A 26,033-nucleotide genomic window follows, 5' to 3' on the forward strand; every position below is an offset into this window, starting at 1 on the left:
GCCGCAAGCATTTGCGGCGGGGCTTTTTGCGTGGGGACCTGGCGCCAGCTACCGCAGCAGGGCCCCCACCTGCTCCATTAGCACGGGCACGCTCAGGGCCCCCATGATGAGCACCACCGCCCAGCCAGCGGCCAGCATCCAACGCGGGTGGCGGTAGGCGCCCATGAGGCGGCGGCTGGTGGCGGCCACCAGCACGATGCCCAGCGCTATGGGCAGAATCAGCCCGTTTACGGCCCCCGCGAACACCAGCAGTTGCGCCGGCTTGCCAACGAGCACGAAAATGCCCGTCGACAGAATGATAAACACGGAGATGCAGGCCCGCTCGTAGCGGGCAAAGACGGGGTGGAACGTCTTGAAAAACGATACCGACGTGTAGGCCGCGCCCACCACCGACGAGATGGCCGCGCTCCACAAAATGACCCCGAAAATGCGGAAGCCCACCTCGCCCGCCGCCGAGCGGAACACGCCCGCCGCGGGGTTGTCCTTGTCCAGCACGGCCCCGTGGCTGAGCACGCCCACGATGGCCAGGAACAGCACGAACCGCATGACGGTGGAAATGACGATGCCGCTGACGGCGCTGCGCGTCACTTCGGCTTGCTGCCCGGGCCCCTTTATGCCCGCGTCGAGCAGCCGGTGGGCCCCCGAAAACGTGATGTAGCCGCCCACCGTGCCACCCACGATGGTGACGATGGCCGCCGCGCTGATGTGGGCCGGCAGCACCGTGTGGTGCAGCGCCTGCAGCAGCGGCGGGTGCGCGCTGAAGGCAATGCCGAGCGTGAGCAGAATCTTCACCGTGCCGAGGATTTTGGTGAAGCCGTCGAGCATTTTGCCGATTTCCTGCACCCAAAACAAGGTCAGGGCCACCGCGCAGCTCACCAGGGCCCCGTGCGCGAAGCTCATGCCCGTGAGCACGTTCAGGCCCAGCCCGCAGCCGGCAATGTTGCCGATGTTGAAGGCAAAGCCGCCCAGAATCACCATCGCCGCCAGGAAGTAGCCCAGCCCCGGCAGCAGCCGGTTGGCCAGGTCCTGGGCCCGCAACTCGCTGACGGTGAGAATACGCCAGGTGTTGAGCTGGGCGCCTACGTCCAGCACCACCGATACCAGAATCACGAACCCGAAGCTGGTGAGCAGCTGCTGGGTGAACACCGTCGTCTGCGTGAGAAACCCCGGCCCGATGGACGAGTTGGCCATTAGAAACGCCGCCCCCAGGCTGGCCCCGCCGAACCACCGCTTGCCTGCCCCCATCAGTGCGCGCCACTGAAATCGGCCGCCAGGCGCACCCCCGCCTCGCGCAGGGCCCCGTGCAGCCGCTGGGCAAATTCCAGGGCGTGGGGCCCGTCGCCGTGCAGGCACACCGTATCGGCCCGGATGGCTACGTCGGGGCCCTGCTGGCTGCGTACCTGGCCCTCGCGCACCATCCGCAGCACCTGGGCCAGGGCGGCATTGGCGTCGGTTACCAGGGCGTCGGGCTGGCGGCGCGGCGTCAGGGTGCCGTTGGCCTGGTAGGTGCGGTCGGCGAATACTTCGTGGGCGGTTTTCAGGCCCAGCCGCTCGCCGGCCTTGGTTAATTCGCTGCCCGCCAGGCCGTAGAGTACCAGCTCGGGCTGCACCCGGTGCACGGCTTCGGCAATGGCCTGGGCCAGGGCGGCGTTGGTGGCGGCCATGTTGTAGAGGGCCCCGTGGGGCTTGAGGTGGTGCAGCCGCCCACCCTCGGCCCGCGCCACGGCCCCCAGGGCCCCCAGTTGGTAGACCACCATATCAAAGGCCTCTTCGGGCGAAATATCCATATTACGCCGCCCAAAGCCCACCAAATCGGGCAGCCCCGGGTGCACGCCCAAGGCCACGTGGTGGCTCAGGGCCGCCCGCACGGTTTGCCGCATCACGCCCGGGTCGCCGGCGTGGAAGCCGCAGGCAATGTTGGCCGACGTCACGAAGGGCAGCACGGCCGCGTCCTGCCCCAGGGCCCAGGCCCCGAAGCTCTCGCCCATGTCGCAGTTCAGGTCAACGGAGTAAGTCATTAAAAAAGAATAAAAAACGTCAACTAAAAACGGTCATGCAGCGCGCAGTGCAGCATCTCTACTGCGGCAGTAAATGATTAGTTGAGCAATAGAGGTGCTGCGCTGCGCGCTGCATGACCGCCTATTTGCGTGACTGCCTAATTCATTCTGAGTGCTATGCAAACCTAAGCCAAATACCCCGCTGCAAGGCCAGGATGGCGCGCTCCTGCGCAAGGTACAGCGCCTGCGCCTCGGCCAAGGTAACCTCCCGGAAGCGTAGCGCCTGGCCCGGGGCGGCCTGCGCCAGGGCCCCAAAATCGGCGGTGATGGCCTGGGCCAGGCGCGGGTAGCCGCCGGTGGTTTGGCGGTCGGCGAGCAGCACGATGGGCTGGCCGCCGGGCGGCACCTGCACCGTGCCGTACGTCACGGCGCTCGACAGCAGCTCCGCGTCCGTCAGCCGCACCAGCGGCGGGCCTTGCAGCCGGTAGCCCATGCGGTCGGCCGCGGCCGTGATGGCAAACGGCTCCTCCCAAAGCGCCCGCTGGCTCGCCGCCGCAAACTGCCCGTACTCGGGCCCCCGCACGGCGCGGATGACGGGGTTGGGGCGCGGGACGGGGCACAGCTGGGGCCCCGGCGTCCATGTGGCCTGGGATATAGCAAATTGGTTTTCAGGTAATTCTGCCAAGAGCCGCTGGCCGATGGGCGACGGCTCGCCCATGGGCAGCGCATCACCGGTGCGCAGGGCGCGGCCGTGCCAGCCGCCCAGCCCGGCGCGCAGGTAGGTGGCGCGGCTGCCCAGTACTGGCGCCACGGCCACGCCGCCCGCCACCGCCAAGTAGGCCCGGCAGCCCGCCCGTGGCGCGCCGAAGGCCAGCTCCGCGCCAGCGGGGGCCCAAACGGGCCGGTTCATCCCAATTGGCTGGCCGTCGAGGGTGGGGGAGAGGTCGGCCCCGATGAGGGCCAGGAGGGTGCCCGCGTCAAAGCGGAGGCGGGGGCCCTGGAGGGTGATTTCTAGGCCGGCTGCGCCTGCGGGGTTTCCCACCAGCAGGTTGGCCACGCGCAGGGCTACGGCATCCAGGGCGCCGCCCACGGGCACGCCGGCTTGCTGGTAGCCGGGCCGGCCGAGGTCCTGCACGGTGGTGAGCAGGCCGGGGTGCAAAATGCTAAGGCTCATGCTGCTGGGTGCTGGCGTACTCCGCCGCGCTGATGGACACGAAGCGCAAGGTTTGGCCCGCGTGCAGCAGGCTGGGGGCGGCCCGCGCGGCATCGAACAGCCGCAGCGGCGTGCGGCCGATGAGCTGCCAGCCGCCGGGCGTGGGCAGCGAGTAAATGCCGGTTTGGGGCCCCGCGATGCCCACCGTACCGGCCGGCACCCGCGGGCGCGGCTGGGCCAGCCGGGGCGTGGCCAAGGTCGCGTCGAGCCCGCCCAAATACGGGAAGCCCGGCGCGAAGCCAATCAGGTGCACGAGGTATTCAGGGGCCGCGTGCCGGCCAATTACTTCGGCCGCGGAAAGGCCAGCATGGCGGGCCACGAACGCCAAATCGGGCCCAAACTCCCCGCCGTAGCAAACCGGAATTTCTACTAAATCGGCGGCCGCCGCGGCCGCTGGGGGCCCCACAGCGGCCAGCATTTCGCGCAGCGTTTCCGCTACCTGCTCGTAGGGTTGGTGCCGGCCGCCGTCGCTCACCAGCCACGGGTCGTAGTACACGGTGAGGGTGGTGAAGGCGGGCACGCACTCGCGCAGCCCCGCGAAGGGGTGCTGCGTCAAGTACGAGTTAAAGGATTGAATAGCCGCGTGCGTAGCCGGGCTAATGGCGTCGCCAAACTGCACCACCACGGCCGCATCGCCCAGCGGATACAGCTGCGCGGGGCCCCCGGGCGGCGCAGAAACAGCAGTGGGTTGCGGGTACGGCACGGGGCGGGTTCTAGTGGCTGCAAAGATGGGGTGGCGTGGCCGCTGCGCGTCCGCGGCGTTCGCTTCGTCCTGCCGATAACCGTTCGGTGGCCGTTCAACCGCGCGAACTCGCAGCGCCTGTACTACAGGCCTTTGGCGCTCATGCCGCCGTCTGCGAGCAGGCACTGGCCGGTGATGTACGAAGCGCCCGGCAGGCAGAGGAAGGCCACCGCGGCGGCAATTTCGGCGGGCTCGCCGGCGCGGCCGAGGGGGGGGGCGGGCCGCAATTTTTTGCTGGAAGTCGGGCTGGGCCATCAGCGGCTCGGTGAGGGGCGTGCGGACGAACCAGGGCGCCATCGTGTTCACGCGGATGCCGTCGGGGGCCCACTCCACGGCCAGGTTGCGGCCCAACTGCTCCTCGGCGGCCTTGGTGAGGCTGTAGGGGGCCTCGGTGCCCACGTCGAAGCGCCCGGCCACCGAGCCCACGTTCACGATGCTGGCGTGGGCCGAAGCCTTCAGCAGCGGGTAGGCGGCCCGGCGCATCTCCATGATGCTGAATAGGTTAATGCTGAACAGCCGCTGATATTCGGCCGGCGAGTACGCGTTGAAGGCCTTGCGGATGTTGGTGCCCACGTTGTTGATGAGCAAGTCGAGCCCCGGCCCGCGGGCCTGCACTTCGGCGAAGATGGCGGCGTGGCCGGCCTCGGTGCTCACGTCGGCCGCCACGCCGGCGGCGGGCGGGCCCTGGGCCGTCCAGGCGGCCACGGCGGCGGCTACTTCGTCGGCGTTGCGGGCCACCAGCACGTCGGCGCCCAGGGCCAGCAGCTCGTCGGCCACGGCCCAGCCGATGCCCTTGCTGCCGCCTGTGACCAAGGCCCGGCGGCCCGTTAAACTCCAGCGGTTCGTCATTTTTTCGGTTGCATTAAGCAGGTAGTCTTGGCCCGCCATACGGCCGAGGCCCCACTGCGGCCGGGCTCCCCAAACGCAAAAGGCCCGGCGGAACAATGTCCACCGGGCCTTTTGACAAGTCCATCAACCTATTGCGAAAGGCAATTGTGCGCACTTGGCGTGCGCGCAACTGCCTTTCGCCAAGTTCTTGCTTGGGCGTAACCGCTTACTGCTTGGCTGGTTATTAGTTACCTTCAGCACGGCCAACGGCCCAGGGGCCCCGGGTTGCCGCAAAAGGCACGTAGCCCAGCCACCGGAATTGAGTCTTTGCGTGCGCTTTCACCTTTCATTTTCCAACCAATGAAAACCATCCTAACCCTGCTAACCGGCCTGGCCCTGGGGGCCCTGCTGCTCCCCGCCCGCGCCCAAACGGCTCCCGCTAAGCCGCTGCGCTCGGCCACGCCCGCCGCCCCACGCCCCAAAGTAGTTGGTGCTGCCGTGCGCGAGCCCGGCGGATATAAAGGCCCATATGTAGTGAGCGACACCAAGGAACTGGGCCAGAAATTTATCCAGCACAGCCGCCCCGATGTCAACCAAATGCATCAAAGCCTGGTGTCGCGCCCGCACGAATAAAAATATTTTTCGCCCCGCTCGGCCCGCCGGGGCCTTATTGCGTAAGCATGAACGAGGCCATCTGCACGTCGCGCGAGTTGCTGCCCACCATCACCTGGAACTCGCCGGGCTCGGCCACAAACTTCAAATCGTTGTTGTAGAACTTCAAGTCCTCCACCGTGAGGTGGAAGGTGAGCTGGCGGCTTTCGCCCTTTTTGAGCAGCACTTTCTGGAAGTTTTTCAGCTCCTGCACCGGGCGGCTGCTCGTGCCCACCACGTCGCGCAGGTATAGCTGCACCACTTCTTCGCCGTCGGCTTGGCCGGTGTTCTGCACGGTCACGGCCACGTCCAGGGCCCCGGCCATGCCGATGCTGGCGGCGCTGAGCGTGGGCTTGGACACGGTGAACGTGGTGTAGCTCAGGCCGTAGCCGAAGGGGTAGAGCGGGTCGTTGGGCAGGTCGAGGTAGCGCGACTTGTACTTGTCGAGCTTCACGCCGGCGTAGGGGCGGCCGGTGCTTTTGTGGTTGTAGTAGATCGGAATCTGGCCCACCGCCCGCGGGAAGGTGGCCGTGAGCTTGCCGGCCGGGTTGTAGGCCCCGAACAGCACGTCGGCCACGGCGTGGCCGCCCTGCGTGCCCGCAAACCAGGTTTCAAGGATGGCGTCGGCGTGCTGGTCCTCCCAGGGCAGCGTCAGGGGGCGGCCGTTCAGCAGTACCACCACCAGGGGTTTGCCGGTGGCTTTCAGCGCCTTGAGCAGGTCGAGCTGGCGGCCGGGCAGGCCGATGTCGGCGCGGCTGGCGGCCTCGCCGGTCATGCCCTGGCTTTCGCCCACCACGGCCACCACCACGTCGGCGCTCTGGGCGGCGGCCACAGCTTCGGCAATCAGGGCCTCGGGGGCCCTTGGGTCGATGTTCAGCTCGCCGCCGTGGGCGTTCAGGCGGTCAATCATCTGCTGGTCGTCGGCCACGTTGGCGCCCTGGGCCATTATAATCTTCACGCCCGGCGCGGCGGCCCGCAGGCCCTGCTCGACGGATACGGCCTGCTTCCAGTCGCCGGCGCCGCTCCAGCTCCCGATCATGTCGCGCTGGCGGTTGGCCAGGGGCCCCACCAGGGCAATGGTGCCGGTCTTTTTGAGGGGCAGGGTTTGCTTGTCGTTTTTGAGCAGCACGAAGCTGCGGCGGGCTACGTCGCGGGCGTCGGCCAGGTACTGCTTCTTCATCAGCGTGGCCTTGGCGCGCTTCTCGCTCACGCCGTGGTAGGGGTCGGTGAACAGGCCGAGGCGGTACTTGGCTTCCAGCACGCGGCGGCAGGCCAGGTCAATGTCGGCCTGGGTTACGGTGCCGTCGGCCAGGTTTTTCGCCAGGTTATTCAGAAAAATCTCGCCCACCATATCCTGGTCAATGCCGGCCTTCAGGGCCAGCTCTGACACCTTTTTATCATCGCCCAGGCCGTGGGCTTCCAGCTCGTTGATGGCGGTGTAGTCCGTCGCCACGAAGCCGTTGAAGCCCCACTGTGTGCGCAGCAGGTCGGTCATCAGGAACTTGTTGGCCGTGGCCGGGATGCCGTTCACGTCGTTGAACGACGACATCACCGAGCCCACGCCGGCCTCCACTGCCGCCTTGTAGGGCGGCAGGTATTCGTTGTACATGCGCTGGAGGCTCATGTCGGTGGTGTTGTAGTCGCGCCCGGCCTCGGCGGCCCCGTATAGGGCGAAGTGCTTGAGGCAGGCCATCACCCGGTCGGGCCGGGTCATGTCGTTGTCGGGGCCCTGGTAGCCGCGCACCATGGCCCGGGCAATCTGTGAGCCCAGGTAGGGATCTTCGCCGCTGCCCTCCATGATGCGGCCCCAGCGCGGGTCGCGGGCAATGTCCACCATCGGCGAGTACACCCAGTTCACGCCGTCGGCGCTGGCCTCGTCGGCGGCAATGCGGGCGGTTTTTTCCATCGCCGGCAGGTCCCACGACGCGGCCAGGCCCAGCGGCACCGGGAAGATGGTGCGGTGCCCGTGGATGACGTCGTAGCCCAAAATGAGCGGGATGTGCAGCCGCGACTCCTTGATGGCCAGGGCCTGGAGCTTGCGCGCCGCCACCGGCGTGTAGGTGTTCAGCACGGCCCCCACGCGGCCCTTGCGGATGTTGGCGTCCACGTCCTTGCTCACCACGGGCCCCGTCACGTCGAAGCCGACGGACACGAGGTTGAGCTGGCCGATTTTCTCCTCGGGTGTCATCTTGCCCAGCAGGTTGTCAACGAAGGCCGTCATTTTGGCGTCGGCCGCGGGCAGCGCGGTTTTGGGCGCGGCCGCCTGCTGGGCCGCCGCCGGCAGGGCCCCCAGGCCCAGCGTGAGTAAGAAAAGGGCCGTGCGAATACGGGTGGATTGGGTCATGAGTAAGAAGGGTAGGGATGTAAGTTGGCATTGTTGTGTAGCGTGGCCTCTGCGAGTCCGCGACGAGCGCAGCGAGTGGTAAAGTTGAACGGCTGGAGTTGAACGGGCTACCGTCCCACTCGCTGCGCTCGTCGCGGACTTGCAGCGTCCACGCTAATGTGGGTTACGGCGCGTTTTGCACCTTGGTGGCGTGGCCGACGCCGTTTTCATTCACGGCTTCGATGGTGAAATAATAGGGCAGGTCTTTGTCCATGCCTTTGAAGTAGTAGTCGGTTTGGCTGTGCACCAGAATGCTGTGGTAGAGCTTATTGGGCGCAATGCCGATGCGAATATTGTAAGCGTAGGCGTCGCTGGCCGGGGCCCACTTCAGCCAGGCGCTGCGCTTGTCGTGCTCCGTGCGCAGCACCACAAATTCGCGCACCGCCACCGGCTTGGGGCCCCCGGCGCTGCCAAACACCCGCAGCCCGCTCAGGGCAAACTTGCCGGTGGGCATGTGCACGTTTTCGAGCTTCAAATAACGCGCCTGCACGGCCCTGGGCAACTCAACGTAGTCGTGCGGCACGTCGGTTTTGTTGCGGCTCTTGTCCACCAATAGCTGCCATTTCTGCCCGTCGAGCGAGTACAAAAGCTTGTACTGGTGGTAGATGCCCAGCTGCTTGCCCAGGAATTCCGCGTCCTGGTCGGCGTAGTTGATTTGCACGGCGCGCACGGCGCTCACCCGGCCCAGGTCGGTTTCGAACTACTCGCCGGGGCCCCCGGTGGCGGCGCTCCAGTAGGTTTTAATGCTCTCGTCCACCGCCAGGTTGGGCGCGTAGCCGCCGAGCGTGGACGAAGCTCGCACCGGCTTTTGGTAGTTGAGCAGCATCCAGCCGGTGAAGGTGCTTTTGAGGTGGTCGGCGGGGCCGGTGGGCAGGTAGTGCGGGTAGTCGCCAAAGTCGGTGTCAGTGTAGAGCACGCCGTCGGCGTCGAAGCCCGCGGGCCACAGGCCCAGCCGCCGCTCGAAGTTGTTTTTCACCGCCACCACCATCGTCGAAAGGTGCCAGTACGAGCCCCACACGTCCTGGAACGTGTTGCCGTGGCCCGCCCCGCGCGCAAAGCCGCCGGGCTTGTAGGCAAACGGGTTGTGCGGCTGCGGCACGAAGGGCCCCAGGGGCCCGGTGGCCACCTGCACGCCGTCGGCGTAGCCGCTGAATTCGGTGCCCGGGGCCCCGTATTGCAGGTAGTACTTGCCGTTGTGCTTGGTCATCCAGGCGCCTTCCATGAACGGGTCGAGGAAGGTATTGTCCAGGTATTCGCCGAAGCGCTGCCAGCCGAACTGCTTGTCGTTCAGCCCGAACATCTCCTTTTTCTCGCCCATGGGCTGGAAGGTTTTGCGGCTGATCTGCTGGCCGTAGAGCGGGTAGGTGTTCGAGCTGCCCCAGTACAAGTACAGCTTGCCATCGGTGTCGAGGAAAAAATCCGGGTCCCAGGCCCCCGCCTGGAAGGGGTACACGGCGTGCTTCCACTGGTTGTGCAACGGGTCGGTGCTCATCCAGAGCGGGAAGTTTTTCTCCTGCGTCGAGCCGAACACCAGCAGCGTATCGCCCACGGCGCACACGGCCGGCGCGCACAGGTCGTCGTAGGTTTTCAGCCCCGGCGGAATGAACGTGCGCTCAATAAACTGCCAGTCGTACAAGTCTTTGCTGTGCCAATACCCGCGTTGGTTGGTCGAGAATAAATAGTACGTGCCCTTAAAAAGCGTAATCACTGGGTCGGCCGTGGCGCGGTGCCGCCCCGCGGTCGAGAAGTTCGGGATGGGCGTGTAGCCGTAGTCCAGGTTCAGTGGGTTGCAGTAGGTGCGGCGCGGGGGCCCCGGCTGGGCCGCGGCGGCCGTGGCTAGGAGGAGAAGAAAGAGGATGTTTTTCAAGGTAAAATCAGAAAAAGGCCGTCATGAAATACCTGCTTTAACTCCAGGCCGTCATGCTGAGCGCAGCCGAAGCATCTCTCCCGCTGACTAACCAGCCGATTGGATCACTGCCGCAGTAGAGATGCTTCGGCTGCACTCAGCATGACGGCCTGGGAATAGCGATTAAGGCCTCGTTCTACTTCTTCAGTTCCGGGCTCTCAAAGCCCAGCTTCGTCAGGCCGCGCTGCACCTCGGGGGCGCTCATGAAGAGCTTCCAGAGCAGGCCAGTGCGCTGGTTCTCAATCATGGCCACGATGGGGCCCTGGTCGATGGCCAGGTACGACTTGGCGTACCAGTTGTGCTCCTCGCTGTAGGCGTCCACGAAGCCGTAGGGCCCCCAGATTTTATCCCCTAAATCGTTGTAGAAGTGCTTGAGGGCCAGCATCGATTCGGCCGGCGCGTAGGGCATAGCCGACAGCGCCGCGGTGGGCGAAATCACCCCAAGGTCCTCGGTGGGCGAGTGGGCGGCGTAGCCCTGGTAGCTGTCCGAGGCGGTGAGGCCCCAGGCGTTAGCGCCGTAGCCCTTGTAGTGCTTGGGGTTGGCCACGCAATAGGCGCGGTTGATGAGCGTGTGGCGCTGGTTCTGCGCCCAGTAGTCGGCGTGCGCGTCCTTCAGGCCGTGGGGGTTAAGGCCCAAAAACGAGTAGTGCGAAAAGAACAGGGGGCCCCCCAATTCGGGGCCCAGGGGCAGCTGCTGGCCGTAGTAGGTTTTGCCGTTCAGGTAGTCGGGGCCTGTAGCCCAGCCCTGGTCGTACACGGCCTTGTCGATGGCGTAGCGGGGCGAGCCGGCGGCCAGCACGTAGGTCACCAGGGCCTCGTTCCAGCCGTGCAACTGGTGGTTCATGCTCCAGCCGTTGTTGGGGCTCCAGTGCCAGTACAGCACGTTCTGGCCCTGGGTAAACCAGCTCCACTCCACGCCCTCCCACATCCAGAGCACCTTATTGCGCACGTTGCTTTCGTCGGGCGTGTCCTTGGTGAAGTACTGGCGGGCGCAGAGCAAGCCCTCGTACATAAAGGACGTTTCCACAATATCGGCTCCGTCGTCTTTTGGGCTGAAGCGGATGGTGTGGCCCGTGGCCCCGTCGTACCAGTGCGGAAACGCGCCGTGGTACTGGTCGGCCTTCCACAAGAAGTTCACGATTTTGCTGACCCGCGCCGCCGCCAGGGCCCGCGTGATCCAGCCCCGCTCGGCGGCCACGATGATGGCCATCAGGCCGAAGCCCGTGCCGCCGGTCGTCACCACCTCGTCGCCGTAGTCGTACGACTTGTTGCTGCGCTCCCGCGCCATGCCGCTCACCGGGTGCCCAAAATCCCAGAAATAACGGAACGTCTGGCGCTGCACCTGGTCGAGCAGCTGCTCGTCGGTGAGGTGGCGGGGCCGCTGGCGCGGGTCGAAAGCGGCAGGTTTGGTGGCCGGCTTGGCTGGCGCCGGAGCCCGCTGGGCTAGTCCCACGGCCGGCGCCAGACCGCTGAGTATAAGAGAGAAAAGCCAGGGTTTCATGCGAAAAAAAATCAGTGAAGCGTGACGAGCAGCGTGAGGGCCCCCGTGCCGGCCGCGCCGCCGGCCAGGCGCACGGTGTAGTCGCCGGCCGGGGCAGTGGCGCCCAGGGCCACGGTGTACTGGCCGGCGGCCAGCTGCCGGTTGGCCCAGGGCGTTTCCACCACGGTGCCGTCGGCGGCTTCCAGGGTGAGGGTGTAGGCGCCGGCGGCGGCCAGGGCCACGGCCAGCGGGTAGGCGTTTTGGTCGGGGTGCTTCAGCAGGTCGTAGCGGCCGGTGCGGGCCTCGGGCACGGCCAAATAGAAGCCCGGGGCGTAGGCGGGGGCCCCAATGCCGGCCCGCTGCAAGCCGGTTTGCAGCTCGGGGATTTTCGTGCCCAGCTGCCAGAGCAAGCCGCTGCGGTAGTTCTCAATCATGTCGATAATGGGGCCCTGGTCGATAGCCAGAAAGTCCTGCCCCACCCAGCCCCGCGACGGGTTATAAGCATCGCGCGGACCGAACTCGCCCACGAGCCGGGCAGCTAGTGAACCGTAGTAGTTGCGCAGCGCCTGCATGGCGTAGTAAGGCGCATACGGGAACGAGGCAAGCGCCGCCGTGGGCGACACCGTGCCGTTGTCGGCCGTGGGCTGGTGGGCCTTGTAGCCGTCGGGGTCGTCGGAAGCTGTGAGGCCCCACAGGCTGGCCGAGTAGCCATTGGCCTTGGGCGCGGTGTAGAGGCAGTAGGCGCGGTTGATGAGCGTGTGGCTGACGTTTTGCTGCCAGTAGTTGGCGTACTGGTCCTGCATCCGGCGCGGGTCGAGGCTCAGAAACGAGTAGTGCGCAAAAAACAGCGGCCCGCCGTAGAAAGGCCCCAGCGGCAATTTATAGCCTTCGCTCACGAGCCCCGCGCCCAGGCCGCTGCCCACCCAGGTGGCCTGGTACACGGCCGGCGCAATGGCGTGTGTGGGCGAGCCCAGGGCCAGCACGTAGGTAATCAGCGCCTCGTTCCAGCCGCGAATCGGCAGGTTCATCGCCCACTGCGCCGAAGGGCTCCAGTGCCAGTACAGCAGGCCGTCGCCGCGGCTGGCGTACCAGTCCCACTCCACCGATTCCCAGAGCCGGGTGATGGTTTGGCGCAGCACGGTTTCCTCGGGGCCCCCGCCGTCGTAGTAGGCACGGGCCACCAGCAGGCCGTTTATCAGGTACGAAGTCTCCACCAAGTCGCCGCCGTTATCCTGGGCGCTGAAGGGAATGACGGCCCCCGTGCTGCCGTTCAGCCAGTGCGGCCAGGCCCCGTGGAAGCGGTCGGCACGGGCCAGGAAGTCGCAGATTTTCTGGGTGCGGGCCACGGCGTCGGCCCGGGCCAGCCAGCCGCGGCTGGCGCCCACCACCAACGCCTGCACCCCGAAGCCGGTGCCGCCGCTCGTCACGGTTTCGCCCGAGGTGTTGCGCTCGCGTGCCATGCCGCTGATGGGGTGGCCGCCCTCGTAGAAGTAGCGCAGCGTGTTCTGCTGCACTTTATCCAGCAGCAGGCGGTCGGCGGTAGGATCCGTCACGGTGGGCGTGGCCGGCGCGGTAGGCGGCGGGGTGGGGGCCACCGGGGCGGCGTCGGGCGTTTTCTGGCACGCGCCGGCAGCGGCCAGGGCCCCCAGCGCGGCCCAGAGGCCCAGTACCCGCAAAAATTGTGGGGTTAAAACCAAAGCGAAAGGAGATAAAAAAACCTGGGGTCCATTAGGGCCCCAGGTTTTTGGGTGGTGCGGCGGTTAGTAGCCGGGGTTCTGCGTCAGCTTGCCGCCGCTGAGCGTGATTTGGCTCAGCGGGATGGGCATCAGCTCGTTCTTGCCGTCCACGAAGTTTTTGCCGGCGGCGCGCAGCACGATGCCGGCGCGGCCCTGGCGCACCAGGTCGAAGTACCGGTCGCCGTACTCCAGGGCCAGCTCCACGCGGCGCTCCTTCCAGATGGCCTGGCGCAGGGCGTCTTGCGAGAGGCCAGCGGCCAGCGGGGCCAGCCCGGCCCGCACCCGGATGCGGTTCACGTCTACTAAGGCCTTGGCGCTCTGGCCCAACTCATTGGCGGCCTCGGCGTTGATGAGCAGCACCTCGCCCAGGCGCAGCACCCGGATGTTCTGGTCGGCGCCGTAGTTGCAGTCCTTGGGGTACGAGTTCGGCACGTAGGCCTTCATGTTGTAGCGCATGTTGGAGGCGTTCGGGTCGATTTTGTCGCCGTCGGGCGTGGTAGAGCCGCGGAGCAGAATGGTGCCCAGCTTGCGGGTGTCGCCGGGCTCAAACGCAGCTTCAAGGTCGGCCGTGGGGTTGAAGAAGCCCCAGCCGAACTGCGGGCGCACGCCCTGCACCTGGGCCCACTGGTTGTTCGAGGCGCCGCAGTTGCCCACCAGGGTTTGCGACTGAATCTCGAAAATCGACTCGGTGCCGTTCTCGCCCGGCACCCGGAACATCTTGTAAAAGTCCGGGGCCAGCGCGTAGTTCAGAGCCATCACCTGGTCGGAGGCGCTCAGCGCGTCGGCCCAGTTTTTCTGGTACAGCTTCACTTTCGAGAGCAGTGCCAGCGCGGCCCCCTTGGTAGCGCGGCCCTGGTCGGCGGCCGAGTACGAGGTGGGCAGCACGGCCGCTGCGGCCGTCAGGTCGCTCACAATTTGGGCGTACACTTGGTCTTTGGGGGCCCGGGCGGGGTTCAACTCATCGGGCGTTTCGGCGGGCTTCACGCTCAGCGGCACGTCGCCGAAGGCCCGCACCAAGTTGAAGTACTGCAACGAGCGCACAAACTGCGCCTCGGCCACGTAACGGGCTTTCAGCGTGGCGTCCATTGCGCTGACGTTGGGCACGTTCTGAATCACCTGGTTGCACACGTTGATGCCCTGGTACTGGCCAGTCCAGTAGCCTTCCACGGCCCCTTCGGTCGAGGTGATGCGGAAAAATACGAAGTTGTTCAGGAACTCGGCGTCGCCCGCCACGCTGCCCTTCTCGGCGTCGTCCGAGGTCAGCGTCGTCACAGCCAGCCAGTTGAAGGCCGTCAGGTTCCACTCGCGCAATTTGCCATACGCCGCGTTGATGGCCAGCGTGGCGTCGGCCTGGGTTTGAAAGAATTGCTCCGCCTTGGGCTGCCCCTGTGGGTTCACGTCGAGGTACTTCGAGCACGACGACACGACGCCGGCCGTCAGGCCCAAGCCGAGCAGTACCGGCACGGTGCGCCGGAATAGAAACGATGCTTGCTTTTTCATGCGAATAGATGGGCTAAAATGTTAAAAACCAATGTTAATACCGATGTTGTAAGTTGCCGAAAGCGGGTACACGTTCAGGTCGATGCCCGCGCTGGTGGGGGCCCCGCCCACTTCGGGCGTAAAGCCCGAGTACTTGGTCAGCGTCAGGGGGTTCTGGGCATTGGCGTAGAGGCGCAGCGTTTGGGTGCGCAGGGCCCCGGTCACGGCCTTGGGGAAGTTGTAGCCCAGCTGCACGTTGCGCAGGCGGATGTAGTCGGCCTTCTCAATGTAGTACGAGCTCACGTCGAGGTTAGTGCCCGCCAGGTTGGCCGACGGGGCCGAGTTGGTCGAGCCCGCGCCCGTCCAGCGCGTGTCGTAAAAAGCCTTGGTGAAGTTCTCGTTGCCGTAACGCACCTCGCGCAAGCCGTTGAGTACCTCGACGCCGCCCACGCCCTGGATGTCAATTTGCAGGTCGAATCCTTTGTAGCGGAAGTTTGTGTTGACGCCGTAGGTGAAGCGCGGGTTGGGGTTGCCCAGCACCACCTTGTCGCGGTTGTCAATCACGCCGTCGCCGTTCACGTCGCGGTAGCGCAGGTCACCTGCCTTCGCGCCGGGCTGGGCCGAGCCGGTTACGTCCTGCGCGGTCTGAAACACGCCCGCCACTTCGTAGCCGTAGAAGGCGCCCAACGGGGCCCCCACCTGCGACACCGTGGCCAAGTAGCCGGCCACCGGCAGGCCCCCCGCGTACAGCGGCGCGTTGCCCGCCGTTGAGATGACTTTGTTCTGGTTGTAAGCCCCGGTGATGCCCAGGTTGTAGCTAAAGTCGCCGGTGGCGGTGGGGGCCCAGCGCAGGGCCATTTCCACGCCCTGGTTTTGGAAAGTGGCGCTATTCGACAGAAAGCCGCCGCTATTGGTGTAGCCGGGCGAAATCAGGACCGGCACCGGGAACACGGCGTCGACGGTGCGGCGGTTGTAGTAGTCAAACTCGGCCGTCAGGCGGTTGTCCAGGAAGCGCATTTCCAGGCCGGCGTCGGCTTCGCGCACTTTTTCCCAGCGCAGCTGATTGGCCGCCAGCGTGCCCACGGTGGCACCGGGGTAAAACTGCCCGTTGAAGAAAGTGCCGTAGCCCGCCCCGAAGTCAACCAACTGGGTGGCAATGTTGCTGTTCGGCAGCTGGCTGTTGCCCAAAATGCCGTAGCTGGCCCGCAGCTTCAGGAATGAGAAGATGGAGTTGTTCTGCAGGAACGACTCGTCGGACACGACCCAGCCCAGGCCCACCGACGGGAAGTTGCCGTAGCGCTCGGAGTACCGGCTGGAGCCGTCGCGCCGGATGCTGGCCGTCAGCAAGTAGCGGCCCTTGTAGGCGTAGTTGACGCGGGCAAACACCGAGAACAGCTTGTATAAATCGGGTAATTCGGTGTCCGCAGGGTTAAGATTAGCGGTATTACCCGTGCCTAGTCTGAAGTAGAGAAAATCATTAGAGCCAGACGGTACCCCGTTGATGCTGCCAGTAATATTATCTGTACGGTAGCGCAGGGCCGTGGTGCCCACCAGGGCCGTGAGGTGGTGGTCGGTGCCAAACGAGCGGTCAAACGTGAGGGTGTTTTCCCATTGCACCTGGTTGTTTTGCCCGAAGCTCCTGCGTAAGGTGTTGCCCCGGTATACCTGCACCGTGGTGAGCGAGTCGGCCTTTTGGTAGTTGTAAAACTTGCTGCTGCCGTAGTTCACGCCCAGGCTGGTGCGGAAAGTAAGGTACTGCAGGAAGTTGAACGAGGCGAACACGCTGCTCACCAGGTTCTGGCGCTGCGACTGCTGGTTGAAGTAATCCAGCGTGCCCTGGGGGTTCGAGAAGCTGCCGAGGCCGGTGCCGATCAGGCCCGGGTCGCCGTAGCGCCCGCTGGGCAGAAACGGCTGCACCACGGGCGGCGCCACGTAGCCCTGGTAAAAGATGTCACCCGGTACATCGGTCGAGTTGATGTTGGAAAACAGCACGTTGTAGCCCAGCTTGATGTGGTCCGTGGCGCTGAAGTCGGTTTGCAGGCGCGCCGTGATGCGCTCAAAATCGTTGTTCTTGATGATGCCCTGCTGCTTGAGGTACGAGCCGCTGAACGAGTACGAAATCTTGTCCGAGCCCCCGCTCAAGCTGAGCTGGTGGTTGGTGATGAGGGCCTTGCGCGAGAGCTGGTTGAACCAGTCGGTCGAGGGCAAGTCGGTGGCCAGGTTGGCGCTGGCTGGGGCCCCTTGCAGGGCGTTCTTCTCGTTGTAGAGCGTGGCGTACTCCGAAGCGTTGGCCATCTGCACCTTGTTGGTGACGGTTTGGACGCCCACGAAGCCGTTGTAGTTGATGCGCGGGGCCCCCGACTGCCCGCGCCGGGTGGTCACCAGAATCACGCCGTTGGCGGCCTTGATGCCGTAAATCGAGGCGCTGGCGGCGTCCTTCAGCACCTCAATCGAGGCGATGTCGTCCTGGTTGAGAAAGCTCAAATCGGCCCCGTCCGGTAGGAAGGTGCCGTCCACCACGTATAGCGGCGACACGCCCCCGATGGAGCCCGTGCCCCGCACCCGGATCTGGGGGGCCCCGCCCGGCGTGCCCGAGTTGGTAATCTGCACGCCCGACACCTTGCCTTGCAGCGAGCTGACCGGGTTTTGCGACGACTGGTTGACCAGCTCCGAGCCCTTCACCGAAGCGATGGCGCCGGTTACCTCGCGCTTCACCTGGGTGCCGTAGCCCACCACCACTACGTCGTTCAGCGTCTGCGAAGCCGCGGCTTCAAACTTTACGTCGAGCGTGGCGCGGCCGTTTAGCGGAATCTCCTGGGCCGTGTAACCCACGAAGCTGAACACCAGTGTGGCCCCCGTGGGCGCGTTGATGGTGTACTGGCCGTCGGCCCCGGTGGCGGTGCCCACACTGGTGCCCTTCACGATGACGTTTACGCCGGGCAGGGCCTCGCCCTTCTCGTCCACCACCTTGCCTGTTACGGGCGTGTCGGCGGCGGGCCGCAGCACAATGCCCTCAGCGGTAAGGGTGTAGCGAATGCACAGGGGCTCCAGCAGCGCCACCAGCACTTCGCCCAGTGGCTGCCCCGCGGCCTTGAGGCTCACGTGGCGGCCGGCCCGGATGAGCTGGCGGCTGTACTGGAAGCGCGCGTCCGTTTGTTTCTCAATGTCGGCCAGCACGGTGTACACCGTCGCGTCCTGGGCGTTGAGGGTAACGGCTTGCGTGAGCGACGGCTGCGCGGCCGTCGGGTTGGCCACGGCCATGCTGCTGAGCAGCGTGAGGCACAGGGGCTGGAGCAGCGCGGCGCGCTTGAGGGTGGGCAGGGCCGGCGAAAAAAGTAGCCTTGGTAGCATGTGGGAAGAGTAAAGGGTGAACCGGTAAGCAAGGCCGCTAAGCGGCGTAAGAAGAGGAATGAGCAATCCCGAGCCGCGGCGGGTATCGGGACCTACGAGTACCTATGTGCAAACGATTGCAATAAATATACATTATTTTAGCAAGATTAAATTGACTGGCAACTGGTCGAGTGAAACGTTATTTCGGCGTCGGCCTGGGTGTAAGACGCGCCCGTGGCTTGGCACAGCGCGTCGAGCTTGGCGAAGAGCGACGCTTGGCTTCGCAGGTTTAGGTTTACGGTGCAGCCCGCCACCGCCGCGGGCCGGTAACGAATGGCCACGCCGTAGGCCTCCTGCAAGGCGTCGAGCACTTCGGCCACCGGCCGGTTGTCATAAGCAAAGGGTTGCGGGGCCAGCTGGGCGGGCTGGGGCACCAGTTCGCGGCGCAGCCGCTGCCGGGCCGGGGCGTACACGGCCTGCTGGTTGGGTAGCAGTACCAGGGCCCCCGCTGCCCGGGCCGGCGCTACGTCCTGGGCCGAGGCAATGGCTGGCACCGGCCGCAGCGGCTGCACCTGCACCCGGCCCGTGCGCACTTGCACCACGGTTTCGGCCTGCTGCGGGTAGGCCCGCACCGTAAAGCTGGTGCCCAGCACGCGGGTTTCCAGGTCGGCCGTGAGCACCCGGAACGGATGGGCCACGTCGTGCGCTACCCTAAAAAAAGCCTCCCCGCGCAGGTACACTGCCCGCTGCCCCCCGGCAAAACCGGCGCGGTAGCGCAGCCGGCTGGTGGGCTGGATGGTTACGTTGCTGCCGTCGGGCAGCTGCACTGCTTGCGTGCGGGCCGTGCCGTTGTAGCGCACCTCCCACGCCCCCGGGGCCTGCTGGGGCCCCGGCCGAGGCCCCAGCAGGCCGCTCCCCACCCCCAGGCCAGCGGCCACCGCGGCCGCGGCCAACCACCGCCCGCCAGCTAGGGCCCCAGCGGTGCGCTGCCCAAGGGTCACTGGGGCCGGCCGCAAACGCTGCCACAGCCGGCACCGCAAAGCCTCGCGTTCAGCCACGGCCAAGGAGGGCTCGGGCCCGTCGGGCTGAGCCGCGTACCAGTCCTCCACGGCCCGCGTTTCGGCGGGGGTGCAAGTGCCGTCGCGGTAGCGGTGCAGCAGGGCTTGGAGGGTGGGGTCAGTCATGGGCAAGCGGCCGGTGGGGCCGGGTTCGTCCTAGTAAGTCGGAGAAAGGTGCCAAACCCCTGGCCGGCCCGCAAAAAAAAGATTAAAACCCCGGGCCCCGGGGCCCTACCAGCACCACCACAGCGCCAGCAGCACAAAGTCGCGCAGGCTCACGCGCAGCAGCTTAAGGGCCCGGGTGAGGTGATACTCCACGGTCTTGGGCGAGAGGTTGAGGCGACTGGCGATTTCCGGCACCGAGTGGTGCTCGAAGCGGCTGAGCCGGAACACGGCCTGGGTGTGGGCGGGTAGTTGGCGCAGGCCGGCCAGCAGGGCGGCCGATAAATCGCTGGCGGCCAACGCATTTTCGGTGCTGCTGTCGGCTTCGGGGGCGTGGCCGCGCTGGTGGTCGAGGTAATGAGCGTAGGCCAGGCGGGCGCGCAGGGCGTCGATGGTACGGAAGCGGGCTGCGCCCAGCAGGTAGCTTTTCAGGTGCTCGACGGCTAGTTGGGCCCGCCGCTGCCACAGGGCGGCCAGCACGTCGTGCACTACTTCTTCGGCCAGCTCGGCAGTCCCCAGCTTGCGGTAGGCAGCGGCGTAAAGCTCGTACCAATACCGCTCGTATATCTCCGCAAAGGCCGCCTCGCCGCCGCTGCCGCCGAGCGCTTGCACCAAGGCCGCGTCGTCGTGGCCAGCCAAAGGCCGGGGCACGCGGGGCGCAGACGAAGCAAACAAGGGCATACCAACCAAGAAAATAAGCCGCGGCGGGCCATCAAAAGCAGGGCAAAAGAAATCGAATTATTCCGCTTAATTGCCCAAGGCCGGCCCCTGAAGGGATTGATTCATCGAAAATAGTGGTAGAATGATGAGGGGTCGCTGAAAGAATACCCGCCGGTACCCCAGGGCGCAGCGGGTAATACTTACGGGAAAACCAGGGCCCCGGGCGGGCCTATTGCCTTAAAAGCACCGCTTTTACACACTGCCACGGCCCACACCAGGGCCCGTGCCCGGCGCAACGCCGGCCCGTGCTTTGCTGCACAGGCAAAACAGGGGCCCCGCGGCCAGCAAAAGCAGCCAGCGGGAGTAGCGGTTTTTTATAGCGGGTGGGAAGTGGAAGGGTAAAAAAAATAGCAGCATCCTCCAGAATCAGAAGTGCTGCTATTTAGCTGTGAGTCAAAAATTTAAGTGGCCCCGGCGAGAATCGAACTCACATCTAAAGTTTAGGAAACCCTTGTTCTATCCGTTGAACTACGGGGCCATAGCAGTGGGCAAAAGTACGGCCCACCGGGCGGTTTCTACGACTTATAGGCCAGCACGATGCCGAAAGAGAGGACCGTCAAAATCAGGCCCACCATGAAGATGGAGTAGCTTTTGCGCAGCAGGCCGTACTTGCGGGCCAGCACCTCGCCGAGGTAGTACACGTCGGTTACCATGTTGGTGTAGAGCATGTCCTTCTCGCGCATCAGGTCGCGCATGCCGGCCTGGAAGTTGTCGAGGCTGAGCTTGGTGAAGTTGCCAAAAAACAGCAGGTTGACGCGCCGGTTGGTGGCAATTTCGGGGCTCTTTTTGAGCCACTTGAAGCTCGTTACGTCGGGCTGCGCCGAGAGGATGGCCGTCACCACCGAGCCCAACGAGGTGAGCAGCAGAATGCCCATCGGCACGGCCAGCATGGGGTTGCGGGTGAAAGAGGGCCCCAGGGCCGAGCTTTTGGCCCCCAGGTAGGTGATGATAACCGAGAGCAGCACGGCGTTGAGCGAAATCATCATGCTGGCCTTTTTGTCGGCCATGTCGCTCAGCTTCATGTGGTTGCCGTACATGGTGCGGAACATGGTTTCGATGCCGCGCTTGGGCTGGGCCAGGGTCCCGGTTTTGGCCTCGGCGCGCTTCTTGGTCTTCTTCTCAATCTTCTTGAGCTCGTCGCGCTGCTCCTTCTTGTTGGCCCTAAAGTCTTTGTTGTAGCGCGCCTTGCCGGCCTCGGAGTGGTAGTGGTGGGCCTGCATGAAGGTGAGCTGGAGCTCGGCCCATTCCCCGCTGGTGTAGGTCTTGCCTAAGGCCACTTCCCACTCGGTGCGCAGCAGTTCGGCGCTGGCCTGGAAATCGTCGCGGGCCAGGTTGCTCATGTCGGCGTCGACGAGCAGCTGTTGCAGCTCGGTTTCGGCTGCCTCGTCGCGGTGCGTGGCCTGGATGAGGGTTTGCACTAATTCGATGCGCTCGGCGGGCACGCCCTGCTCAGCCAGCCAGGCAGCGGCGCGCTCCATCGAGCGGTACTCGTGGCCGTCGTACACGTCGAGGTAACCGGTGTCGTGCCACCAGGCGGCCACCAGCAGCGCCTCGGTATCGGCGGGCCCCAGGCCGGCGGCGGCGGCCAGGGCCCGGGCCTCCTTGGCCACGGTGGTGGTGTGGCGCAGGGTGTGGTAGGTGAGGGTAGGGGCCAGCTGGGTTTCGAGCAGCGGCACCACGGCGGCGCGTGCGGCTTCTACCAAGGGCGAAAGCGCGGGCTTGTCGGCCTTGGCAGGCTTATCGGTTTTGAGCAAATTAGCGGCTGCGGCTGCGGCAGCTGGGGCCCCCGCAGAAGCGGGCGGTGGGGCGGCGGGCGGCGAGGCTGGGAGGGGGAGGGTTTCCATGCGGGGACGAGGCAAAAGGGCCGCGCGCTTGCTTTAAACGCGGGTGCGGCCAGGCAAGTTAAACCCAGCGGCGCAGTGGGGCGGGGGCAACTTGCCTGGGTCTCCCGTATTTTTACAAGATTATTATTGCGGCCAAGCCGGGGCCAGCCGCCATCCCACGAAGTTTACTATTTATTATTGGAAGGACCTTATTGCATGAAGGCATTTATACGCGTTTTGGGGCTATTGATTGTATTAGTGGCGGGGCGTCCCGCGGCGGGGTGGGCCCAAATTGAAGAAATCGGGGAAGCCGGCGAATCGCCCAACAACCCGCTGCACCCCAAGCCCAACTACCGCCGCGGGGCCGTGGGCTGGGAAAAAACCACGCCCCCCGACACCACGCACCTCCGCTACTCGGTGTTCCTAATTGGCGACGTGGGCAACCCCGTGCTGCCGGCCAACGGCGGCGAGCCGTCGCTGAACTTCCTGCGCAAGCAAATTATGCAGGCCGGGGCCCGGAGCACCACCATTTTCCTCGGCGACAACATATATAACCAGGGCATGCCGCCGGTGGGAGCCGTGGACCGCCGCACCGCCGAGGGCCGCATCACGGCCCAGCTCGACGTGCTGAAGGGCTACCAGGGCGAGAAGTACATGACGCCCGGCAACCACGACTGGATCCAGGGCACGCGCAACGGCCTGGCCCAGGTGAACCGCGAGCAGGAATTCACGGAGAGCTACCTGAAGAAAGACTCGACGGCCTTCAGCTACACGGGCGACTTTTTGCTGCCCCGCGACGGCTGCCCGGGGCCCTACGAGGTGCGGGTGCAAGACAACCTAGTGCTGATTTTCCTGAACTCGCAGTGGTTCCTGACGCCGGCCGAGCTCCGGCCCGCCAACGGCTTCTGCAACATCTCGTCCGACGCCGATATCTACGCCCAAGTGGAAGACATCATCGCCCGCAACCAAGACAAGCACATCATGGTGGTGGCCCACCACCCGCTGTACTCCGACGGCATCCACGGCGGCTACTTCACGCTGGCCGACCATATTTTCCCGCTCAGCATCGTCTTCAAGTACGCCTTTGTGCCGCTGCCGGTCATCGGCTCCATCTACCCCTGGGCCCGCAAGTACGGCGGCATCAGCCAAGACCTCTCCTACCCGGCCTACCAAGCGTACAAGAAAGGCCTGACCGATATCTTCGCCAAGTACCCGAACATTATTTACTCCAACGGGCACGAGCACAACCTCCAGTATTTCAAGGAGAACAACACGCACTACATCACCAGCGGCTCGGGCTGCAAAACCCAGCACGTGAAGCCCGGCGACGGCGGCGGGGCCCTGTTTTCCGACAAAGAGAAGGGCTTCGCGCGGGTGAATTACTACGACAACGGGGAGGTGTGGAGCGAGTTTCTAGTGCCCAACGGCACCGGCGAAACTGCCCACCAGGTGTTCCGCACCCGCCTCTACACCACCGGCGCCGGCGGGGCCATTGCGGCCGTGCCGGCCCAGGCTTTGAGCAAGCACCACAAGAAGAAAAAGAAGAAGGACCGCGACGACGACGACGAGCCCGCACAGGCCGTGTGGCCCCTACCGGCCAAGCGCCCCGCCTTCGGGGCCGACAGCTTGCGCACGGTGGCCGTGAACCCGGCCTACAACCAGCACGGCAAGTTCCACAACTGGCTGCTGGGCCAGCACTACCGCGCCGAGTGGGCCGCGCCGGTGGCGTTTCCGGTGCTCGACCTGGCCCGCGAGCAAGGGGGCCTCACGCCCTACAAAACCGGCGGCGGCAAGCAAACCGCCTCGCTGAAGCTGCGCAACGAGGCCGGCCACGGCTTCACGCTGCGCACCCTCGACAAGGACCCCGCCGCGGTGCTGCCCGAGGCCCTGCGCACGGGCCTGGCCAAGGCCGTGCTCCAAGACCAGGTGTCGGCGCAGCACCCCTACGCCTCGTTTGTGCTGCCGCCGCTGGGCACGGCGGCCGGCATTTTGCACACCAACCCGGTGCCGCGCTACATCCCCGCCGACCCGCTGCTGGGCCAGTACTTTCCGCAGTTTGCCAACAAGGCCGTGGCCCTGGAGGAAGACGCCAAGGACAACCAAAGCAACGTGGCCAGCCTGGACTTCGCCAAGAAGCTGGTGGACACGGAGAAGATGCTGGGCCGCTTGCTCGACGACAACGACAACCGCGTGGACGAGGTAGCCTTTGCCCGCTCGCGTTTGTTCGATATGTGGATTGGCGACTGGGACCGCCACGAGGACCAGTGGCGCTGGAGCGAACAGAAAAATAAGGATGGCAACCGCACCTACGTGGCCGTGCCCAAAGACCGCGACATCGCCTTCTTCAAAGGCGACGGCGTGCTGCCCTACCTGGCCAGCCGCAAGTTTGCGGTGCGCAACTTCCAGAACTTCGGCTACGATTACGCCGACTACAAAGGCCTGAACCAGACGGCCCTCAGCAACGACCGCACTTTCATGAGCGGCGTGAGCCGGGAGCAGTGGGTGGAGCAGGCCGAGTACCTGAAGGCCCACCTCACCGACGAGGTAATTGAAAAGGCGTTCCGCGACAAATGGCCGGCCGCGATTTATGCCCTGCACGGGGCCGAGATTGTGGCCAAGCTGAAAAGCCGCCGGGCCCTGCTGCCCGACGTGGCCGGCAAGTACGCCGACCTGCTGGCCAACATCGTGGAGGTGCGTGGCTCGCGGAAAAACGAGAAGTTCACGGTGGACCGCCGGCCCGACGGCAAAACCCACGTGCTGGTGCAAAAAATCAGCAAAAAGGGTAACCTGAGCACGATTTACGACCGCACGCTCGACGTGAAGGTGACCGATGAGCTGCGCCTCTACGGCATTGCCGGTCAGGACGTGTACGTGGTGCGCGGCGACGTGCGCAAGGCCATCAAGCTGCGCATCATCGGCGGCACGGGACGCGACTCCATCATTGACCGCTCGCACGTGGCCGGCATCCGCCACCGCACCCAGGTGTACGACGCCGACACGGGCAACGTGGTGCTGACCGGCTCCGAAGCCCGCCTGCGCCTGGAGCCGGGCGTGGACGTGAGCCGCTACGACCACCCCAAGCGCTTCGACCTCAAGGATTACCGCCTGAATTACACCGGCCCGGCCGTGTTTTTTGGCTACAACATCGACGACGGCCTGCTGCTGGGCGGCGGCGTCACGCACCGGCGCTACGGCTTCCGCCGCGACCCGTTCGGCTCGGAGCAGACCCTGACGGCCAACTTCGCCCCGGCCCGCGAGGCCTACAACCTGCGCTACGCGGGCCAGTTCACCCGCGTGTTTGGCCACACCGATCTGCACGTGGCGGCGCAGTACTACGGGCCCCAGCTGCTCTACAACTTCTTCGGGCTCGGCAACGACTCGCGCAACCTCGCGGTGCGCCCCCCCGACCAGCCCCAGCCCACCAACTTCACCGTCAACAACTCGTACCGGGTGCGCTTCAACCGCCTCTACGTGGCCCCGACCTTCGAGCGCCACATTTTTAACTTTATCAAAGTGGGCCTGGGGCCCCAGTACGATCAGTTTCGGGTCGAAACCGACCCCATTGGGCAGGTGATACAGGACAGCATCGGGGCGGGCAACGATAACCGTCGCTTTGGCGTGCGTTCCTCCGATTTCAAATCCAACCAGTACCTGGGCGGGCTGTTCTACTTCAACATCGACGCCGTGTCGGAGGAGAAGGACCCGCGCATCGGCCTGCGCTGGCACAACGAGGCCCAGTACAACTGGCAGCTCAACAGCGAAAAGCTCACCTACGGCCGCCTCAGCTCGGAAATTAGCGCCTACCTCACGCCCAGCTTTCCGTTCCGCCTCACCTACGCCGGGCGCGTGGGCGTGCAGCACAACCTGGGCGATTACCGCTTCTACCAGGCCAACACGCTGGGCGGCACCACCAACCTGCGCGGCTACCGGCGTACCCGCTACGCCGGCCGCACGGCCCTCTACGGCAACTTCGAGGCCCGCTTGCAGCTCTTCAGCTTCAATGCTTACATCTTCCCCGGCAAGCTCGGCGTGCTGGGCCTGGCCGACGCCGGCCGCGTGTATTCCGACGTGGACGTGCGCAAGGGCCTCAACGCCTTCCACACCGGCTTCGGCGGCGGCGTGTACGTGGACGTGCTCAAGCAAGCCGTCGTGAACGTGACGTACTCAGTAGGCGAGGAGAAGCTGGTGTTTGTAGGGTTCGACTTTCTGTTTTGAGGCCCCCCCAACCCGCAAAACCGCCGACAAGCCCCTTCGTGGCCCCGCCACGCTGCTCAGTGCTGCCGACAAGTTGCTTGTTCCCGAAGATGTCCTACTTATACTGAAAGATATCCTGCTCTCGAGCGCAGGCACGCTGCTTTGCCTGAAAGATATCCTACTTCGCCCCGCCGATATCCTACTCGTGGCCGCCGACTCCAGTCCGGGCTTTTGGCTGCGTGCCCTGGCCGGGGCTACCGGCCCGGCCGGGCGTGCCCGGGGCCCTTACATTAGCAGCGGGCTGGGTTATAAGAATCCGGCCGCTTGTACT

Annotated in this window: 16 protein-coding genes and 1 tRNA gene; 2 read left to right on the top strand and 15 right to left on the bottom strand. The window is 65.2% G+C overall.

What is annotated here, in order from left to right; genetic code table 11:
* Positions 1-48: 48 nt before the first annotated feature.
* The 4 genes from AXW84_RS01705 to pxpB form a co-directional block, all read right to left on the bottom strand.
* Positions 49-1,245: an NRAMP family divalent metal transporter gene (locus AXW84_RS01705; protein ID WP_068227821.1), complete on the bottom strand. Its 1,197-nt coding sequence runs from the start codon at positions 1,243-1,245 to the stop codon at positions 49-51.
* Entirely contained in the window at positions 1,245-2,018 is a 774-nt protein-coding gene (locus AXW84_RS01710) for a LamB/YcsF family protein (protein ID WP_068227824.1), read from the bottom strand. The genes AXW84_RS01705 and AXW84_RS01710 overlap by 1 nt, the downstream gene beginning before the upstream one ends.
* 154 nt (positions 2,019-2,172) lie before the next feature.
* On the bottom strand, positions 2,173-3,171 hold the full coding sequence (locus tag AXW84_RS01715; protein WP_068227826.1) for a biotin-dependent carboxyltransferase family protein: 999 nt from the start codon (positions 3,169-3,171) through the stop codon (positions 2,173-2,175).
* A complete protein-coding gene (gene pxpB, locus AXW84_RS26475) occupies positions 3,161-4,801 on the bottom strand; it encodes a 5-oxoprolinase subunit PxpB (protein WP_442905593.1) in 1,641 nt (546 codons plus the stop codon). The genes AXW84_RS01715 and pxpB overlap by 11 nt, the downstream gene beginning before the upstream one ends.
* Before the next feature lie 339 nt (positions 4,802-5,140).
* Between pxpB and AXW84_RS01725 the strand changes: the two genes are divergently transcribed.
* The gene (locus tag AXW84_RS01725) at positions 5,141-5,413 is read left to right on the top strand and encodes a hypothetical protein (RefSeq protein ID WP_068227828.1); all 273 of its coding nucleotides are present in this window, start codon (positions 5,141-5,143) and stop codon (positions 5,411-5,413) included.
* A gap of 34 nt (positions 5,414-5,447) precedes the next feature.
* On the opposite strand, the gene bglX is transcribed toward AXW84_RS01725, so the two are convergent.
* The 11 genes from bglX to AXW84_RS01775 form a co-directional block, all read right to left on the bottom strand.
* Positions 5,448-7,775 (bottom strand): beta-glucosidase BglX, encoded by a 2,328-nt coding sequence (gene bglX / locus AXW84_RS01730; RefSeq protein WP_071889750.1) that lies wholly within the window; start codon positions 7,773-7,775, stop codon positions 5,448-5,450.
* A gap of 163 nt (positions 7,776-7,938) precedes the next feature.
* Positions 7,939-8,493: a hypothetical protein gene (locus AXW84_RS25685; RefSeq protein ID WP_236943221.1), complete on the bottom strand. Its 555-nt coding sequence runs from the start codon at positions 8,491-8,493 to the stop codon at positions 7,939-7,941.
* Positions 8,494-8,514: 21 nt separating this feature from the next.
* Positions 8,515-9,681: a family 43 glycosylhydrolase gene (locus AXW84_RS01735; protein ID WP_236943222.1), complete on the bottom strand. Its 1,167-nt coding sequence runs from the start codon at positions 9,679-9,681 to the stop codon at positions 8,515-8,517.
* A gap of 175 nt (positions 9,682-9,856) precedes the next feature.
* Positions 9,857-11,221, bottom strand: coding sequence for a glucoamylase family protein (locus AXW84_RS01740; RefSeq protein ID WP_082773635.1), 1,365 nt, complete (start codon positions 11,219-11,221; stop codon positions 9,857-9,859).
* A gap of 11 nt (positions 11,222-11,232) precedes the next feature.
* The gene (locus tag AXW84_RS01745) at positions 11,233-12,897 is read right to left on the bottom strand and encodes a glucoamylase family protein (RefSeq protein WP_157886755.1); all 1,665 of its coding nucleotides are present in this window, start codon (positions 12,895-12,897) and stop codon (positions 11,233-11,235) included.
* A gap of 63 nt (positions 12,898-12,960) precedes the next feature.
* A complete protein-coding gene (locus AXW84_RS01750) occupies positions 12,961-14,436 on the bottom strand; it encodes a RagB/SusD family nutrient uptake outer membrane protein (protein WP_068227833.1) in 1,476 nt (491 codons plus the stop codon).
* A 21-nt stretch (positions 14,437-14,457) separates the two neighbouring features.
* Complete coding sequence (locus tag AXW84_RS01755) at positions 14,458-17,766, bottom strand: SusC/RagA family TonB-linked outer membrane protein (protein ID WP_068227835.1); 3,309 nt, start codon at positions 17,764-17,766, stop codon at positions 14,458-14,460.
* Between the two features lie 146 nt (positions 17,767-17,912).
* On the bottom strand, positions 17,913-18,929 hold the full coding sequence (locus AXW84_RS01760) for a FecR family protein (RefSeq protein WP_068227837.1): 1,017 nt from the start codon (positions 18,927-18,929) through the stop codon (positions 17,913-17,915).
* Positions 18,930-19,034: 105 nt separating this feature from the next.
* Positions 19,035-19,646, bottom strand: a complete 612-nt coding sequence (locus AXW84_RS01765) for an RNA polymerase sigma factor (protein WP_068227839.1) — start codon at positions 19,644-19,646, stop codon at positions 19,035-19,037.
* Positions 19,647-20,091: 445 nt separating this feature from the next.
* Positions 20,092-20,163 (bottom strand) — tRNA-Arg (locus AXW84_RS01770).
* A gap of 37 nt (positions 20,164-20,200) precedes the next feature.
* Positions 20,201-21,529, bottom strand: a complete 1,329-nt coding sequence (locus tag AXW84_RS01775) for a Pycsar system effector family protein (RefSeq protein WP_082773636.1) — start codon at positions 21,527-21,529, stop codon at positions 20,201-20,203.
* A gap of 195 nt (positions 21,530-21,724) precedes the next feature.
* Here AXW84_RS01775 and AXW84_RS01780 point away from each other — a divergent pair, with 195 nt between their 5' ends.
* Complete coding sequence (locus AXW84_RS01780; RefSeq protein ID WP_071889753.1) at positions 21,725-25,723, top strand: metallophosphoesterase; 3,999 nt, start codon at positions 21,725-21,727, stop codon at positions 25,721-25,723.
* The last annotated feature ends 310 nt before the right edge of the window (positions 25,724-26,033 follow it).

The organism is Hymenobacter sp. PAMC 26628 (assembly GCF_001562275.1).
Taxonomy (GTDB): domain Bacteria; phylum Bacteroidota; class Bacteroidia; order Cytophagales; family Hymenobacteraceae; genus Hymenobacter.

Bases quoted from the DNA above. Each gene is read 5' to 3' on its own strand.
- AXW84_RS01755 (WP_068227835.1), bottom strand. From the start codon at position 17,766: ATGCTACCAAGGCTACTTTTTTCGCCGGCCCTGCCCACCCTCAAGCGC.
- pxpB (WP_442905593.1), bottom strand. From the start codon at position 4,801: ATGACGAACCGCTGGAGTTTAACGGGCCGCCGGGCCTTGGTCACAGGC.
- AXW84_RS01705 (WP_068227821.1), bottom strand. From the start codon at position 1,245: ATGGGGGCAGGCAAGCGGTGGTTCGGCGGGGCCAGCCTGGGGGCGGCG.
- AXW84_RS01710 (WP_068227824.1), bottom strand. From the start codon at position 2,018: ATGACTTACTCCGTTGACCTGAACTGCGACATGGGCGAGAGCTTCGGG.
- AXW84_RS01750 (WP_068227833.1), bottom strand. From the start codon at position 14,436: ATGAAAAAGCAAGCATCGTTTCTATTCCGGCGCACCGTGCCGGTACTG.
- bglX (WP_071889750.1), bottom strand. From the start codon at position 7,775: ATGACCCAATCCACCCGTATTCGCACGGCCCTTTTCTTACTCACGCTG.
- AXW84_RS01715 (WP_068227826.1), bottom strand. From the start codon at position 3,171: ATGAGCCTTAGCATTTTGCACCCCGGCCTGCTCACCACCGTGCAGGAC.
- AXW84_RS01775 (WP_082773636.1), bottom strand. From the start codon at position 21,529: ATGGAAACCCTCCCCCTCCCAGCCTCGCCGCCCGCCGCCCCACCGCCC.
- AXW84_RS01780 (WP_071889753.1), top strand. From the start codon at position 21,725: ATGAAGGCATTTATACGCGTTTTGGGGCTATTGATTGTATTAGTGGCG.
- AXW84_RS01725 (WP_068227828.1), top strand. From the start codon at position 5,141: ATGAAAACCATCCTAACCCTGCTAACCGGCCTGGCCCTGGGGGCCCTG.
- AXW84_RS01765 (WP_068227839.1), bottom strand. From the start codon at position 19,646: ATGCCCTTGTTTGCTTCGTCTGCGCCCCGCGTGCCCCGGCCTTTGGCT.
- AXW84_RS01760 (WP_068227837.1), bottom strand. From the start codon at position 18,929: ATGACTGACCCCACCCTCCAAGCCCTGCTGCACCGCTACCGCGACGGC.
- AXW84_RS01740 (WP_082773635.1), bottom strand. From the start codon at position 11,221: ATGAAACCCTGGCTTTTCTCTCTTATACTCAGCGGTCTGGCGCCGGCC.